The 14,069-nt window shown below is 73.7% G+C and carries 15 protein-coding genes; 14 read left to right on the forward strand and 1 reads right to left on the reverse strand.

Going from position 1 to position 14,069, the window contains the following annotated elements:
• Positions 1 to 9: 9 nt before the first annotated feature.
• From ACFVUY_RS10970 to hypE, 14 genes are all read left to right on the forward strand, one after another.
• The gene (locus ACFVUY_RS10970) at positions 10 to 1,083 is read left to right on the forward strand and encodes a hydrogenase expression protein HypE (RefSeq protein WP_387684323.1); all 1,074 of its coding nucleotides are present in this window, start codon (positions 10 to 12) and stop codon (positions 1,081 to 1,083) included.
• 115 nt (positions 1,084 to 1,198) lie between these two features.
• Positions 1,199 to 2,986: a nickel-dependent hydrogenase large subunit gene (locus ACFVUY_RS10975; RefSeq protein WP_387684321.1), complete on the forward strand. Its 1,788-nt coding sequence runs from the start codon at positions 1,199 to 1,201 to the stop codon at positions 2,984 to 2,986.
• Positions 2,983 to 3,450: a thioredoxin gene (locus ACFVUY_RS10980; protein ID WP_387684319.1), complete on the forward strand. Its 468-nt coding sequence runs from the start codon at positions 2,983 to 2,985 to the stop codon at positions 3,448 to 3,450. The genes ACFVUY_RS10975 and ACFVUY_RS10980 overlap by 4 nt, the downstream gene beginning before the upstream one ends.
• Positions 3,447 to 4,094, forward strand: coding sequence for a DUF5947 family protein (locus tag ACFVUY_RS10985; RefSeq protein ID WP_380542586.1), 648 nt, complete (start codon positions 3,447 to 3,449; stop codon positions 4,092 to 4,094). Before ACFVUY_RS10980 ends, ACFVUY_RS10985 begins: the two co-directional genes overlap by 4 nt.
• Positions 4,091 to 4,735, forward strand: coding sequence for a DUF6084 family protein (locus ACFVUY_RS10990; RefSeq protein WP_387684317.1), 645 nt, complete (start codon positions 4,091 to 4,093; stop codon positions 4,733 to 4,735). The genes ACFVUY_RS10985 and ACFVUY_RS10990 overlap by 4 nt, the downstream gene beginning before the upstream one ends.
• Complete coding sequence (locus ACFVUY_RS10995; protein ID WP_387684315.1) at positions 4,732 to 6,105, forward strand: hypothetical protein; 1,374 nt, start codon at positions 4,732 to 4,734, stop codon at positions 6,103 to 6,105. The genes ACFVUY_RS10990 and ACFVUY_RS10995 overlap by 4 nt, the downstream gene beginning before the upstream one ends.
• Positions 6,102 to 6,614 carry a hydrogenase maturation protease gene (locus tag ACFVUY_RS11000; protein ID WP_387684313.1) on the forward strand — a complete coding sequence of 171 codons (513 nt, stop codon included), beginning with the start codon at positions 6,102 to 6,104 and terminating at the stop codon, positions 6,612 to 6,614. The genes ACFVUY_RS10995 and ACFVUY_RS11000 overlap by 4 nt, the downstream gene beginning before the upstream one ends.
• Positions 6,608 to 6,712, forward strand: coding sequence for a DUF6893 family small protein (locus ACFVUY_RS11005; RefSeq protein WP_387684311.1), 105 nt, complete (start codon positions 6,608 to 6,610; stop codon positions 6,710 to 6,712). The genes ACFVUY_RS11000 and ACFVUY_RS11005 overlap by 7 nt, the downstream gene beginning before the upstream one ends.
• A gap of 146 nt (positions 6,713 to 6,858) precedes the next feature.
• Complete coding sequence (locus ACFVUY_RS11010; RefSeq protein ID WP_387729114.1) at positions 6,859 to 7,323, forward strand: hydrogenase maturation nickel metallochaperone HypA; 465 nt, start codon at positions 6,859 to 6,861, stop codon at positions 7,321 to 7,323.
• A 5-nt stretch (positions 7,324 to 7,328) separates the two neighbouring features.
• Positions 7,329 to 8,189, forward strand: coding sequence for a hydrogenase nickel incorporation protein HypB (hypB, locus tag ACFVUY_RS11015; RefSeq protein WP_387729117.1), 861 nt, complete (start codon positions 7,329 to 7,331; stop codon positions 8,187 to 8,189).
• Positions 8,186 to 10,531: a carbamoyltransferase HypF gene (hypF, locus tag ACFVUY_RS11020; protein ID WP_387729119.1), complete on the forward strand. Its 2,346-nt coding sequence runs from the start codon at positions 8,186 to 8,188 to the stop codon at positions 10,529 to 10,531. The genes hypB and hypF overlap by 4 nt, the downstream gene beginning before the upstream one ends.
• 6 nt (positions 10,532 to 10,537) lie before the next feature.
• A complete protein-coding gene (locus ACFVUY_RS11025; RefSeq protein WP_387684305.1) occupies positions 10,538 to 10,864 on the forward strand; it encodes a HypC/HybG/HupF family hydrogenase formation chaperone in 327 nt (108 codons plus the stop codon).
• On the forward strand, positions 10,861 to 12,015 hold the full coding sequence (gene hypD, locus ACFVUY_RS11030) for a hydrogenase formation protein HypD (RefSeq protein WP_387729121.1): 1,155 nt from the start codon (positions 10,861 to 10,863) through the stop codon (positions 12,013 to 12,015). The genes ACFVUY_RS11025 and hypD overlap by 4 nt, the downstream gene beginning before the upstream one ends.
• Positions 12,016 to 12,094: 79 nt before the next feature.
• On the forward strand, positions 12,095 to 13,168 hold the full coding sequence (gene hypE, locus ACFVUY_RS11035) for a hydrogenase expression/formation protein HypE (RefSeq protein WP_387729382.1): 1,074 nt from the start codon (positions 12,095 to 12,097) through the stop codon (positions 13,166 to 13,168).
• Between the two features lie 67 nt (positions 13,169 to 13,235).
• Here hypE and ACFVUY_RS11040 read toward each other — a convergent pair whose 3' ends face one another.
• The gene (locus ACFVUY_RS11040; protein WP_387729124.1) at positions 13,236 to 14,060 is read right to left on the reverse strand and encodes a hypothetical protein; all 825 of its coding nucleotides are present in this window, start codon (positions 14,058 to 14,060) and stop codon (positions 13,236 to 13,238) included.
• Positions 14,061 to 14,069: the final 9 nt, after the last annotated feature.

Below are 14,069 nucleotides of genomic sequence, written 5' to 3' on the forward strand. Positions count from 1 at the left end.
GGCATCCTCATGGGTGCTGCAACAGCTGCAACGACTGCAACAGCTGCAACCACCGACACCGACGTGGTGCACATTCTCTGGATCAACGCGGGCCTCAGCTGCGACGGCGACTCCGTCTCGCTGACCGCCGCGATGCAGCCCAGCATCGAGGAGATCGTCACCGGCGCACTGCCCGGCCTGCCCAAGGTCGCGGTGCACTGGCCGCTGATCGACTTCGAGTGCGGCCCGGTCCAGGGCGCGGACAACTTCGTCGAGTGGTTCTTCAAGGCCGACCGCGGCGAGATCGAGCCGTTCGTGCTGGTCGTCGAGGGGTCCATCCCCAACGAGAAGATCAAGAAGGAGGGCTACTGGTGCGGCTTCGGCGACGACCCCGCCACCGGTCAGCCCATCACCACCAGCGAGTGGCTGGACCGGCTCGCCCCGAAGGCGACCGCCGTGGTGGCGATCGGCACCTGCGCCACGTACGGCGGCATCCACGCGATGGCCGGCAACCCGACCGGCGCCATGGGCGTGCCGGACTACCTCGGCTGGGACTGGAAGTCCAAGGCCGGACTGCCCATCGTCTGCGTGCCGGGCTGCCCGATCCAGCCCGACAACTTCGCCGAGACGCTCACCTACCTGCTGTACCAGCTGGCCGGCTCCGCGCCGATGATCCCGCTGGACGACAAGCTGCGTCCCGCCTGGCTGTTCGGCGCCACCGTGCACGAGGGCTGCGACCGCGGCGGCTACTACGAGCAGGGGCAGTTCGCCACCGACTACGGCACGCCCGAGTGCCTGGTGCGGCTCGGCTGCTGGGGCCCGGTCGTGAAGTGCAACGTCGCCAAGCGCGGCTGGACCAACGGCATCGGCGGCTGCCCGAACGTGGGCGGCATCTGCATCGCCTGCACCATGCCGGGCTTCCCGGACAAGTTCATGCCCTTCATGGACCCGCCCCCCGGCTCACGGGTCTCCTCCAACGCCAGCAGCGCGTACGGCGCGCTGATCCGCCGGCTGCGCGCGGTCACGCTGAACACCCTGGACAAGGAACCGAAGTGGCGTCACTCCGGCCGCCACCTGACCACGGGCTACCGCCCGCCCTGGTGACCGCCGCAGGGCCGCACACCGACCGGTGTGCGGCCGCCGGCGGCCCACGCCCGCTCGACGACCCCCCGCCCGCTCGCCGGGGCCCGCTCCCAGAGACAAGGACACGACAGCAACGATGGCAACACCGACCACCAGGGCGGCCGGCGACGGCAGCGGCCTGACCGAGATGTCCTGGGACCCGATCACCCGCATCGTGGGCAGCCTGGGCATCCACACGAAGATCGACTTCAAGCAGAAGCGGGTCGCGGAGTGCTACAGCACCTCCTCGGTCTTCCGCGGCTACAGCGTCTTCATGCGCGGCAAGGACCCGCGCGACGCCCACTTCATCACCAGCCGGATCTGCGGGATCTGCGGCGACAACCACGCCACCTGCTCCGTCTACACGCAGAACATGGCGTACGGGGTGAAGCCCCCGCACCTGGGCGAGTGGATCATCAACCTCGGTGAGGCCGCCGAGTACATGTTCGACCACAACATCTTCCAGGAGAACCTGGTCGGGGTCGACTACTGCGAGAAGATGGTCCGCGAGACCAACCCCGGCGTCCTGGAGCAGGCCGAGCGCACCGAGGCCCCGCACGCCGGCGACCACGGCTACCGGACGATCGCCGACATCATGCGCTCGCTCAACCCCATCGAGGGCGACTTCTACCGCGAGGCGCTCCAGGTCAGCCGCTACACCCGGGAGATGTTCTGCCTGATGGAGGGCCGCCACGTGCACCCCTCCACGCTCTACCCGGGCGGCGTCGGCACCGTCGCCACGGTGCAGCTGTTCACCGACTACCTGACCCGGCTGATGCGCTACGTCGAGTTCATGAAGAAGGTCGTGCCGCTGCACGACGACCTCTTCGACTTCTTCTACCAGGCCCTGCCCGGCTACGAGGAGGTCGGCCGGCGCCGGGTCCTGCTCGGCTGCTGGGGCAGCCTCAACGACCCGGACCACTGCGACTTCACCTACCGCAACATGACGGACTGGGGCCGGCGGATGTTCGTCACCCCCGGCGTCGTGGTGGACGGCAAGCTCGTCACCAACGACCTGACGCAGATCAACCTGGGCATCCGCATCCTGCTCGGCAGCTCCTACTACGAGGACTGGCAGGGCAAGGACCTGTTCGTCACCCACGACCCGCTGGGCAACCCCGTCGACCCCCGCCACCCGTGGAACCAGCACACCATCCCCGCCCCGCAGAAGCGGAACTTCGACGACAAGTACAGCTGGGTGATGTCCCCGCGCTGGTTCGACGGCAAGGACCACCTCGCCCTCGACACCGGCGGCGGCCCGATCGCACGCCTGTGGTCCACCGCCCTGTCCGGGCTGGTCGACATCGGCTACATCAAGGCCACCGGCCACAGCGTGCAGATCAACCTGCCCCGCTCGATGACCAAGCCCGAGGTCACCTTCGAGTGGAAGATCCCGCAGTGGAGCAACGCCATCGAGCGCAACCGCGCCCGCACCTACTTCCAGGCGTACGCGGCCGCCGCCGCCCTGCACTTCGCCGAGAAGGCGCTCGACGAGGTCCGCGCCGGGCGCAGCCAGACCTGGGAGCGCTTCGAGGTGCCGGACGAGTCGATCGGCTGCGGCTTCACCGAGGCCGTGCGCGGCGTGCTCTCGCACCACATGGTGATCCGCGACGGCAAGATCGCCAACTACCACCCGTACCCGCCCACCCCGTGGAACGCCAGCGTCCGGGACAGCTACGGCACGCCCGGCCCGTACGAGGACGCGGTGCAGAACACCCCGATCTTCGAGGAGAACCCCCCGGACACCTTCAAGGGCATCGACATCATGCGCGCGGTACGCAGCTTCGACCCCTGTCTGCCCTGCGGCGTGCACATGTACGTCGGCGGCGGGCGCACCGTGCAGACCATGCACGTCCCCACCGGCCTGAGCGGGCTCACCGCATGACGGCCGAGCGGACCGGGCAGCGGATCCACGAGGCCCTGGACGCCCTGGCCGGCAGCGGAGCCGAGCAGGCGGGCGAGCAACTGGTCCGGGAACTCATGGAGTTCTACGGCCAGGGCCTGGCCAGGATGGTCCCGGCGCTGCCCCCGCCCGCACTGGAGCGGATGCTGGACGACCCGGCCGTCGCCGGGCTGCTGCTCCTGCACGACCTGCACCCCGAGGACCTCCCCGCCCGGATCGACCGGGCGCTGGCCGCCCTGTCCGAGCGGGTCGAGGTGGCCGGCTTCGACCCGGCCACCGGCGTCCTGCGGCTGCGCCGCACGGCCACCGGCTGCGGCTGCGGCGAACAGGAGGTGGAGGCCGTGCTCGCCTGCCACGCGCCCGAGGTGACCGCCGTGGAACTGGAACGCGCCCCGCAACTGCTCCAGATCGGCACCCGCCCGCCGCAGCCCGCGGAGGCCCGATGAACACCCGCCGGATCTCCCGCGACGGGACCGCCCTGCTGCACCGGCTGCGCGAACCGGCCCCGCCGCGCCCCGAGCAGTGCGCGTTCTGCGGCCGGGACCTGCCCGCCGGCCACCGCCACCTGGTGGACGTCGAGGAGCGCGCCCTGGCCTGCGCCTGCACCGCCTGCAGCCTGCTGTTCCAGCAGCCGGGCGCGGCCGGCGGCCGCTACCGCACCGTGCCGGACCGCTACCTCGCCGACCCGGCACGCGAGTTGGACCAGCAGGCCTGGTCGGTGCTGGGCATCCCGGTCGGCACCGCCTTCCTGTTCCGCAACACGGTGATGGACCAGCTGCTCGCCTTCTACCCCGGCCCGGCCGGCGCCACCGAGAGCGAGCTGGACGAGGCGACCTGGCAGCGCGCCCTCGGTGGCAGCCGGCTGGCCGACGCCCTGGAACCGGACGTGGAGGCGCTGCTGCTGCGCCGCACCGAGGAACGCGTGACGTGCTTCCTGGTGCCGATCGACGTCTGCTACGAGCTGGTCGGCCGGTTGCGGCGGTGCTGGCACGGCTTCGACGGCGGCGCCGAGGCACGGGCCGAACTCGACGCGTTCTTCGCGCGGCTGGCCGACCGGGCCCGCCCGCTGCCCGCGGAGGTGACGGCGTGACGGCCCTCGCCTTCGCCTGTACCGGCGTGCGGTCCGACCCGTACACGGCCGGGCCGACCCTGGTGTTCCGGCTGCGCATCACGGCCCCGGCCGACACCCGGGTGCACGCCCTCGCCCTCCAGTGCCAGCTGCGGATCGAACCGGGCCGCCGGCCGTACGGCGACGCCGAGGGCGGGCGGCTGACCGACCTGTTCGGCGAGCGGCAGCGCTGGGCCACCACGCTCAACCCGGTCCAGTTCGCCACCGTGCCGCTGCTGGTGCCCGGCTTCACCGGCGGCACGGAGATCGACCTCTCGGTGCCCTGCACCTACGACCAGGAGGTCGCCTCGGCCCGCTACTTCCGGGCGCTGGACGGCGGCGAGGTGCCGCTGCTGCTGCTCTTCTCCGGCACCGCCTTCTCCGGCCCCGGCGGCTTCCAGGTCAGCCCGGTGCCCTGGGACCGGGAGGCCCGGGTGCGGATGCCGGTGCGGGTCTGGCGGGAGGCGATCGACCGGCACTTCCCCGGCAGCGGCTGGCTGCGGCTGCCGGAGGACGTCATGGACGAGCTGCTGGCCTACCGCTCCCGGCGGGCCCTGCCCTCCTGGGAGGCGACGGTGCGCGAGCTGCTCGCGGCGGCCGCGATCGGGGGGACGGTCCGGTGAGCGACTTCCCGGAGCGGATCGAGCGCGGCTTCGCGGCCGCCCGGCAGGTCGCCGACGCGGTGCTGCTGGAGGGCTACGTGCTCTACCCGTACCGCGCCTCGGCGGCCAAGAACCGGCTGCGCTGGCAGTTCGGCGTCCTGGTGCCGCCCGAGTACACCGCGGTCGGCGGCGAGCACTCCCACCAGCGCACCGAGTGCCTGATGGAGGCGCGCGGCGGGGACCTGCTGGCGGTCGAACTGCGCTTCCTGCGGGTCCAGCGGCGCACCGTCGAACGGGCCACCGCCGCCGGCTTCGAGTCGGTGGAGCGCCTGGAGCTGGCCGACCGGGACCTCGTCGAGTGGGACGAGGGCGCCGAGGAAAGGATCGAACTCCTGGTCCCGGTCGAGGAGGTGGACGGCGAAGGGGTGCAGCGGCCGTTCCGGCTGCCGGGCGTCGGCGAAACCGCTCTGGTGCACGAGGACGGCGCCGTCGTCGGCCGGGTGGTGCGACGGCGCGAACAGGTCGACGGCCTGGTCTGGCTGCGGGCCGAGGAACTGCCCGGCCCCTACCGGGCGCAGCGGCTGACCGTGGAGGTGGAGAACACCTCCCCCTGGAGGCCGCCGCAGGGGGCCACCCGCGACCAGGCCCTGCCGCACTCGCTGGTCTCCGCCCACCTGCTGCTCGGGCTGGAGCACGGACGCTTCCTGTCCGTCACCGACCCGCCCGAGTGGGCCCGCCCGGCCGTCGAGCGGTGCCGCAACGAGCGCACCTGGCCGGTGCTGGCGGGGCCGGACGGCGACCGCTCGGTGGTGCTGTCCTCGCCGATCATCCTGGAGGACCACCCGCGGATCGCCCCGGAGAGCCTCGGCACGCTGTACGACGCCACCGAGATCGACGAGATCCTGGCGCTGCGGACGGCCGCCCTGACCGAGGAGGAGAAGCGGGAGGCCCGCGGCACCGACGAGCGGGCCGGCGCGGTGATCGACCTGGCCGAGTCCATGCCCCCCGAGGTGCTGGAGCGGCTGCACGGGGCGATCCGCGGGCTGCGCGAGGTCACCGGCGGCGGCGCCGTCGACGGCGGCGAACAGCCCTGGTGGGACCCGGGCAATGACCCGGCGGTCGACCCCGAGCGGGACCGGGTGCTGGTCGACGGCCACGAGGTCGGCGCCGGCAGCCGGGTCCTGCTGCGGCCCGGCCGGCGGCGCACCGACGCCCAGGACCTCTTCCTGGACGGGCGGACCGGCGTCGTGGAGGCCGTGCTGCACGACCTCGACGGCTCGGTGCACCTGGCCGTCACCGTGGAGGACGACCCGGGCGCCGACCTGTGGCGGGCCCAGGGACGGTTCCGCTACTTCCAGCCCGACGAGGTCACACCGCTGGAGGGATCGTGACGACGGGCCCGACGGTGCTGGTCGCCGGGGTGGGCAACATCTTCCTCGGCGACGACGGCTTCGGCGTCGAGACCGTCCGGCGGCTGTCCGCCCACCCGCTGCCGGCCGGCGTCGAGCTGGCCGACGTCGGCGTGCGCGGCGTGGACCTCGCCTACCGACTGCTCGACGGCTACCGCACCGCCGTCCTGGTGGACGCCACCTGCCGGGGCGGGGCGCCCGGCACCGTCTACCTGATCGAGGCGGACACCGGAGAGCCGCTGGAGGTGCCCGTCCTGGACGGGCACCGGATGGGGCCGGACGCCGTACTGGCACTGCTGGCCACGCTCGCCGCCGGCACCGGTGGCGAGCCGCCGGAACGGGTGCTGGTGGTCGGCTGCGAGCCGGCCTCGCTGGAGGAGGGCATCGGGCTGAGCGAGCCCGTCGCCGCCGCCGTGGAGGAGGCGGTCCGATTGGTCCTGCGGGTCGTGGACGAGGCCGCGCAGCCGGAGAAGGAGAGAACACCATGCTGAGGAAACTGTTCTGCGTCGCCCTGCTGGCGGGCATCGGCGCACTGGTCTGGCTGAGCCTGCCGGACATCAAGCGGTACCTGCACATCTCCCGGATGTGAGCCGATGTGACCGGATGCGACCCGAGGCAGGGCGCGGATTGCTGCGAACGGCGCAGCCCCGCGTGCGGTGGCGGCGCGGCTGCGGGCCGACGCCGCCACCGCGCCCTGTAATGGGGCGCGTTGCCGCCCGCTCCGGGAAGGGACCCATGCACGAGATGTCGATCGCCGAAGCCGTCGTCGAGCAGGTGGACACGGCTGCGCGCGAACACGGGGCACCCGGGGTGGCGCGGGTGCGCCTGCGGGTCGGGGAGCTGGCCGGCGTGGTGCCCGAGGCCCTGGACTTCTGCTTCGAACTCGCCTGCACCGGAACGCTGGTGGCGGGCGCCGTGCTGGACACCGAATCCGTCGCGGCCCGGGCCCGCTGCACCCCCTGCGCGGTCGAGTGGGCGGTCGGCATGCCGCCGGACCTCGGCTGCCCGAGCTGCTCCGGCGGTGGCGGCGTCGAGCTGCTGTCCGGCCGTGAGCTGCAGATCCTCGACGTCCAATGGGCCGAAACCCGGGACGTCCGGGCTGAAACCCGGGACGTCCGGGCTGAAACCCGGGACGTCCGGGCCGAGGTCCGGGACGTCCGGGCCGAGGTCCGGGACGTCCGGGCCGAACAGAAAGGCTGATGCCGATGTGCCGCACGGTCGACCTCCGTCAGGCGGTCCTCGCCCGCAACGACGACAGCGCCCGCCGGCTGCGGGAGGCGCTGGAGGCGCGCGGGACGGTCGCGGTGAACCTGCTGTCCAGCCCCGGCAGTGGAAAGACCGCGCTGCTGGAGGCCGAGCTGGGGCTGGCCCGGCGGCGCAGGGTGGAGGTCGCCGCGCTGACCGCCGACCTCGCCACCGAGAACGACGCCCGCCGGCTGGCCCGCTCGGGTGCCCCGGTGAAGCAGGTGCTCACCGACGGGCTCTGCCACCTGGAGGCGCGGATGCTCGCCGGGCACCTGGACGGCTGGCTGCCGGCCGAGTGCCGGCTGCTGTTCGTGGAGAACGTCGGCAACCTGGTCTGCCCGGCCTCCTACGACCTCGGCGAGACGCTGAGGGTGGTGCTGGCCTCGGTGACCGAGGGTGAGGACAAGCCGCTCAAGTACCCGACGGCCTTCGGGCTGGCCAACCTGGTGCTGGTGACCAAGACGGACCTCGCCGCGGCGGCCGAGTTCGACGAGGCGGCGTTCCTGGCCAACGTCCAGCGGGTCAACCCCGGGGTGACGGTGCTGAACACCTCCGCCCGGACGGGCGAGGGCGTCGGGGCGCTGCTGGACCGGGCGCTGGCCGTGCTGGAGGGGGCCGAGCCGCACCGGCCGGTGATGTCGGCGGCGCCGCACGACCACGGGCACGCGCACGACGACGAGGATGAGCACGGGGACGGGCACGACCGCGGGGACAGGCACGACCACGGGGACAGGCACGACCACGACCAGGGGCACGACCACGACCAGGGACACGGGCACGGGCACCACCACGGCCGCTCCGCCGTGGGGGAGCGCGCGTGACGGCCGGTCACCCCGGGCTCGACCGCGAGCGGCGGCGGGTCGCCGTCCGCGGCCTGGTGCAGGGGGTCGGCTTCCGCCCGTTCGTCCACACGCTGGCCGGTGAACTCGGCCTGGCCGGCACCGTCACCAACACCGGCGAGGGCGTCCTGGCCGAGGTCGAGGGCAGCCCGGACGCCCTGGACGCCTTCTGCCGGCGCGTGGCCGGCGACGCGCCGCCGCTCGCCCAGGTGCACTCGGTGGAACACGCGCCGCTCGCCACCACCGGCGCCACCGGCTTCCGCATCGTCCCGTCCAGCCCCGACGGCCCCCGCACCACCCTGATCCCGCCCGACACCGCCGTCTGCGCCGACTGCCTGGCCGAACTCGCCGACCCGGCCGACCGCCGCCACCGGCACCCCTTCATCAGCTGCACCAACTGCGGCCCCCGGCACACCATCGTCACCGGCCTCCCGTACGACCGGGCCAACACCACCATGGCCGGCTTCCCGATGTGCCCGGACTGCGCCCGGGAGTACACCGACCCGGCCGACCGCCGCTTCCACGCCCAGCCCGTCGCCTGCCACGCCTGCGGGCCCGCACTCGCGCTGACCGTGCCCGGACGCCCCGAACTCGCCCGGGAACAGGCCCTCACAGAGGCCCGGCGGCTGCTCGCCGAGGGCGCGGTCCTCGCCGTCAAGGGCATCGGCGGCTACCACCTCGCCTGCGACGCACGCGACACCGCGGCCGTCGCCCTGCTGCGCCGGCGCAAGCGGCGCGGCGACAAGCCCTTCGCCGTGATGGCCCGCGACCTCGCCACCGTCGAACGCCTGCTGCCCGTCGACCCGGTCGAGCGGGAACTGCTCACCGGGCCCGCGAGGCCGATCGTCCTGCTCCGCCGCACGGGCCTGCCGGTGCCCGAGGCGGTGGCCCCGGGCAGCCCCGACCTCGGGGTGATGCTCCCGTACACGCCGCTGCACCACCTGCTGCTCGCCGCCCCCGGGCCGGACCTGCTGGTGATGACCAGCGCCAACCTCTCCGGCGAGCCGATCGTCACCGAGGACCGGGAGGCGCTGGAGCGGCTCGCCCCGCTGGTCGACGGCTGGCTCACCCACGACCGGCCGATCCACGTCCCCTGCGAGGACTCCGTGGTGCGGGTGGTGGACGGCGAACAGCTGCCGCTGCGCCGTTCGCGCGGGTACGCGCCGCTCCCGATCCCGCTGCCGGTGCCCGTCCGCCCCGTCCTGGCCGTCGGCGGCGACCTCAAGAACACCTTCGCGCTGGCCCGGGACGGCTACGCCTGGCTGTCCGGCCACATCGGCGACATGGACGACCTGGCCACCCTGCGGGCCTTCGAGCGGGCGGTCGAGCAGCTCGGCACGGTCAGCGGCGTACGGCCCGAACTGCTGGCCGCCGACCGCCACCCCGGCTACCGCTCGCTGCGGCACGCCGAGCGGACCGCCGCCGGCCGGCCGGTGCACCGGGTCCAGCACCACCACGCCCACATCGCCGCGGTGATGGCCGAACACGGCCTGGACGGCGGCCGGCCGGTGCTCGGGGTGGCCTTCGACGGCACCGGCTACGGCGAGGACGGCGCGATCTGGGGCGGCGAGGTGCTGCTGGCGGACTACGACGGGTTCCGCCGCCTCGCCCACCTCCGGTACGTGCCGCTGCCCGGCGGGGACGCGGCCGTCGAGCGCCCCTACCGGACGGCACTTGCCCACCTGCGCGCGGCCGGGCTGCCCCGGCTGCCGCAGCTGCCGCCGGTCCGGGCCTGCGAGGGTGAGGAACTACGGCTGCTGGAACGCCAGTTGGAGCGGGGACTGAACTGCGCGCCGACCTCCAGCATGGGCCGGCTGTTCGACGCGGTCTCCTCGCTCGCCGGGATCTGCCAGCGGGCCGGGTACGAGGCCCAGGCGGCAATCGAACTGGAGGCGGCAGCCTGCGAGTTCGGCCGCGAGGACGGTCCCGTGTGCGGGACGGCGCAGCGGGCGGGCGGCTACGCGTTCGGCCTGTCGGCGCGGGCGGACGGCTGGATCGCCGACCCCGGGCCGGTGCTGGCCGCGGTGGTGGCCGACGTCACCGCGGGCGCGCCCGCGGGGCTGGTCGCCGCCCGCTTCCACAGCGCCGTGGCCGAGCTGGTCCGGCGGATCTGCGCCGCCGTCCGGGAACGGCACGGCACCACCACCGTGGCGCTCAGCGGCGGGGTCTTCGCCAACGCGCTGCTCTCCTCCGCCTGCGCGAGCGGGCTCGGGGAGGACGGCTTCACCGTACTGCGGCACCGCCGGGTGCCGCCCAACGACGGAGGGCTGGCGCTGGGCCAGCTGATGGTGGCCGCCCGGTCGGCGGCCACCCGGGAGGAGTGAGCGCGGATGTGCCTGGCGGTGCCCGGCAGGGTGAAGGAGATCGGGGAGCGGGACGGGACCAGGATGGCGGTGATGGACTTCGGCGGCGTGATCAAGGACGTCTGCCTGGAGTACCTGCCCGACCTGGCGGTGGGGGACTACGCGATTGTCCACGTGGGCTTCGCGCTGCAGCGACTGGACGAGGAGTCGGCCCGGCGCACCCTCGCCCTCTTCGAGGAACTCGGGCTGTTGCAGGAGGAGTTCGGCGACCCGTGGGAGGCCGCCGGGGCGGCGGCGGGTGCGGCGGCCGGTGCGGCCGGAGCGGTGGACGAGACCGAGGAGGCCGGACGGTGAAGTACCTGGAGGAGTTCCGCAACCCCGAGCTGGCGGCCGGGCTGCTCGCCGACATCAGGGCGACGGTCACCCGGCCGTGGGCGCTGATGGAGGTCTGCGGCGGCCAGACGCACAGCATCATCCGGCACGCCATCGACCAACTCCTGCCGGACGAAGTCGAATTGATCCACGGGCCGGGCTGCCCGGTGTGCGTCACCCCGTTGGAGATGATCGACCGGGCACTGGCGATCGCCGCCCGGCCGGGGGTGGTGTTCTGCTCCTTCGGGGACATGCTGCGGGTGCCCGGCACCGACCGGGACCTGTTCCGGGTCCGCAGTGAGGGCGGCGACGTCCGGGTGGTGTACTCGCCGCTCGACGCCCTGCGGATCGCCCGGGAGAACCCGGACAAGGAGGTGGTCTTCTTCGGCATCGGCTTCGAGACCACCGCCCCGCCCAACGCCATGGCCGTCCACCTGGCCAGGAAGCAGGGGCTGCGCAACTTCAGCATGCTGGTCTCCCACGTCCGGGTGCCCCCCGCGATCGAGGCGATCATGGACTCGCCGGACTGCCGGGTCCAGGGCTTCCTCGCCGCCGGGCACGTCTGCAGCGTGATGGGCACCGCCGAGTACCCGGCGCTCGCGGAGCGCCACCGGGTGCCGATCGTCGTCACCGGCTTCGAACCCCTGGACATCCTGGAAGGCATCCGGCGCACCGTACGGCAGCTGGAGCGCGGGGAGCACACCGTCGACAACGCCTACCCGCGGGCCGTCCGCCCCGAGGGCAACCCGGCGGCCCGCGCCATGCTGGAGGACGTCTTCGAGGTGGCCGACCGTGCCTGGCGGGGCATCGGGGTGATCCCGCGCAGCGGCTGGCGGCTCTCGCCCCGGTACCGGGACCACGACGCCGAACACCGCTTCGACGTCTCGGGGATCACCACCCGCGAACCCGCCGAGTGCCGCAGCGGCGAGGTGCTGCAGGGCCTGCTGAAGCCCCACCAGTGCGAGGCCTTCGGCACCGTCTGCACTCCGCGCACGCCGCTCGGCGCCACGATGGTGTCCAGCGAGGGGGCGTGCGCGGCGTACTACCTGTACCGGCGGCTCGGCGTGCCGGGTACGACGTCCGTTCGGCGCCAGGACCTTCAGGAGACCCAGGAGGCGAGCCGCGTTGGCTGACACCGAACTGCTCACCGAAGCGCTTGCCGGACCGCCCGCCGAACCGGACGCCGAACTGTCCGTCGAACCGGACGCCGAACTGTCCGTCGAACCGGACGCCGGGCGGCCCGACTTCTCCGGCTGGAGCTGCCCGCTGCCGCTGCGCGACCACCCCCGGGTGGTGATGGGCCACGGCGGCGGCGGGGCGCTGTCCGCGGAACTGGTGCAGAACCTCTTCGCGCCGGCCTTCGGCGGCCCGGTGCTCGCCGGGCTCGGCGACTCCGCCGTGCTGGAGCTCGGCGGTGCCCGGCTCGCCTTCTCCACCGACTCCTATGTGGTGCGGCCGCTGTTCTTCCCCGGCGGCTGCATCGGCGACCTCGCCGTCAACGGCACGGTCAACGACCTCGCCATGAGCGGGGCCCGGGCCGCCTACCTGTCCTGCGGCTTCATCCTGGAGGAGGGGGTGGAGATGGCCGTGGTGGACCGGGTCGCCAGGGCGATCGGCGCCGCCGCCCGCACCGCCGGGGTCGAGATCGCCACCGGGGACACCAAGGTGGTCGAGGCCGGGCACGGGGACGGCGTCTACCTGAACACCGCCGGCATCGGGATCGTCCCGGCCGGGGTCGACATCCGCCCGCAGCGCGCCCGGCCCGGCGACGTGGTGATCGTCAGCGGGCCGATCGGGCTGCACGGAGTGGCGATCATGAGCGTCCGGGAGGGACTGGAGTTCGGCGTCGACGTGCGCAGCGACAGCGCGGCGCTCGGCGGCCTGGTCGAGGCGATGCTCGCGGCCACCGCCGACCTGCACGTGCTGCGCGACCCCACCCGGGGCGGCCTGGCGGCGGCGCTCAACGAGATCGCGACCGCCGCCGGGGTGGGCGTCGTGCTCAGCGAGGCCGCCGTCCCCGTCCCGGAGCCGGTGGCCAACGCCTGCGCGGTGCTGGGCCTGGACCCGATGTACATCGCCAACGAGGGCCGGCTCGTCGCGTTCGTCCCGCGCGGCTCGGCGGACGCCGTGCTCGCCGCCATGCGCGCCCACCCGCTCGGCGCGGAGGCGGTGGTGATCGGCGAGTGCGTCGAGGAGCACCCGGGGATGGTCGTGGCCCGCACCGGCTTCGGCGGCACCCGGGTGGTCGACCTGCCGATGGGCGAGCAGCTGCCGCGGATCTGCTGACGGCGCGTACGCCGCCGCCCCGGGAGACGCCTCCCGGGGCGGCGGTCCGTCGTTCCGTCCCGGCCGGTCAGCCCAGGAAGCGGTGCAGTGAATCCGCCAGGGCCTCGACGAAGCCGTCCCGGACCTCCGCGGCGACCAGGTCGAGGGACAGGTACGGGTTGAGGTCCTCCAGCTCGACCAGGAGCAGGCTCCCGTCCGGCGCGCGGCAGGCGTCCACCCGCTGGATCCCGTGGGCGAGCGTGTTCCAGTCGACGAAGCTCCGCGCGAACGCGAGGTCCGCCGCGTTCGGCTCGTACGGCTCCAGCACCCAGCGCCGGTCCGGATCCGGCGCGTGGAGGGCGTACTGGAAGGCGTCGTCCACGAAGTAGAAGGAGACCTCGTAGCGGAAGTCGATCCGCGGCTGGACCAGCACCTCGCCCCACGCGTCGAGCCCGTCCAACTCGTCGCGGGTGAGGAAGCGCAGGCCTATGCTGTCCGCGCCCTCCCTGGGCTTGACCGCGTAGCGGTCGGCGGCGGGCAGCCGGCCGAGGTCCTGCGGCCGGTCGACGGTGGGGATGACGGGGTGGCCCGCCTCGGTCAGGTCCAGCAGGTACCCCTTCCCGGCCATGTCGCCCCGCCCGGTCAGCGGGTTGTAGACCCGTACGCCGTCGGCCAGGGCCCGGTCGCGGAACCGGGCGTACTCCTCCCGGTAGTGCAGCACCGGACCGCTGTTGCGCACCACGACCGCGTCGAAGCGCCCCATCAGCGCCCGGGTGTCCAGCGGGTGGCACAGGGCCAGGTCGAACCACTCCCGCAGCCGGGAGGTGAGGAAGACGTCCTCGTCGCCGTACCGCCGCCCGCGCGCCGGGTAGGCCAGGTCGGTCACGTACAGCAGGCTGGGCCGGTCGGGCACGGGTGCTCC

Source organism: Kitasatospora sp. NPDC058063, assembly GCF_042885395.1.
GTDB classification, from domain to species: domain Bacteria; phylum Actinomycetota; class Actinomycetes; order Streptomycetales; family Streptomycetaceae; genus Kitasatospora; species Kitasatospora lactacystinica.

Bases quoted from the DNA above. Each gene is read 5' to 3' on its own strand.
- ACFVUY_RS10970 (WP_387684323.1), top strand. From the start codon at position 10: ATGGGTGCTGCAACAGCTGCAACGACTGCAACAGCTGCAACCACCGAC.
- ACFVUY_RS11025 (WP_387684305.1), top strand. From the start codon at position 10,538: ATGTGCCTGGCGGTGCCCGGCAGGGTGAAGGAGATCGGGGAGCGGGAC.
- ACFVUY_RS11010 (WP_387729114.1), top strand. From the start codon at position 6,859: ATGCACGAGATGTCGATCGCCGAAGCCGTCGTCGAGCAGGTGGACACG.
- hypB (WP_387729117.1), top strand. From the start codon at position 7,329: ATGTGCCGCACGGTCGACCTCCGTCAGGCGGTCCTCGCCCGCAACGAC.
- ACFVUY_RS10975 (WP_387684321.1), top strand. From the start codon at position 1,199: ATGGCAACACCGACCACCAGGGCGGCCGGCGACGGCAGCGGCCTGACC.
- ACFVUY_RS11005 (WP_387684311.1), top strand. From the start codon at position 6,608: ATGCTGAGGAAACTGTTCTGCGTCGCCCTGCTGGCGGGCATCGGCGCA.
- ACFVUY_RS10985 (WP_380542586.1), top strand. From the start codon at position 3,447: ATGAACACCCGCCGGATCTCCCGCGACGGGACCGCCCTGCTGCACCGG.
- ACFVUY_RS10980 (WP_387684319.1), top strand. From the start codon at position 2,983: ATGACGGCCGAGCGGACCGGGCAGCGGATCCACGAGGCCCTGGACGCC.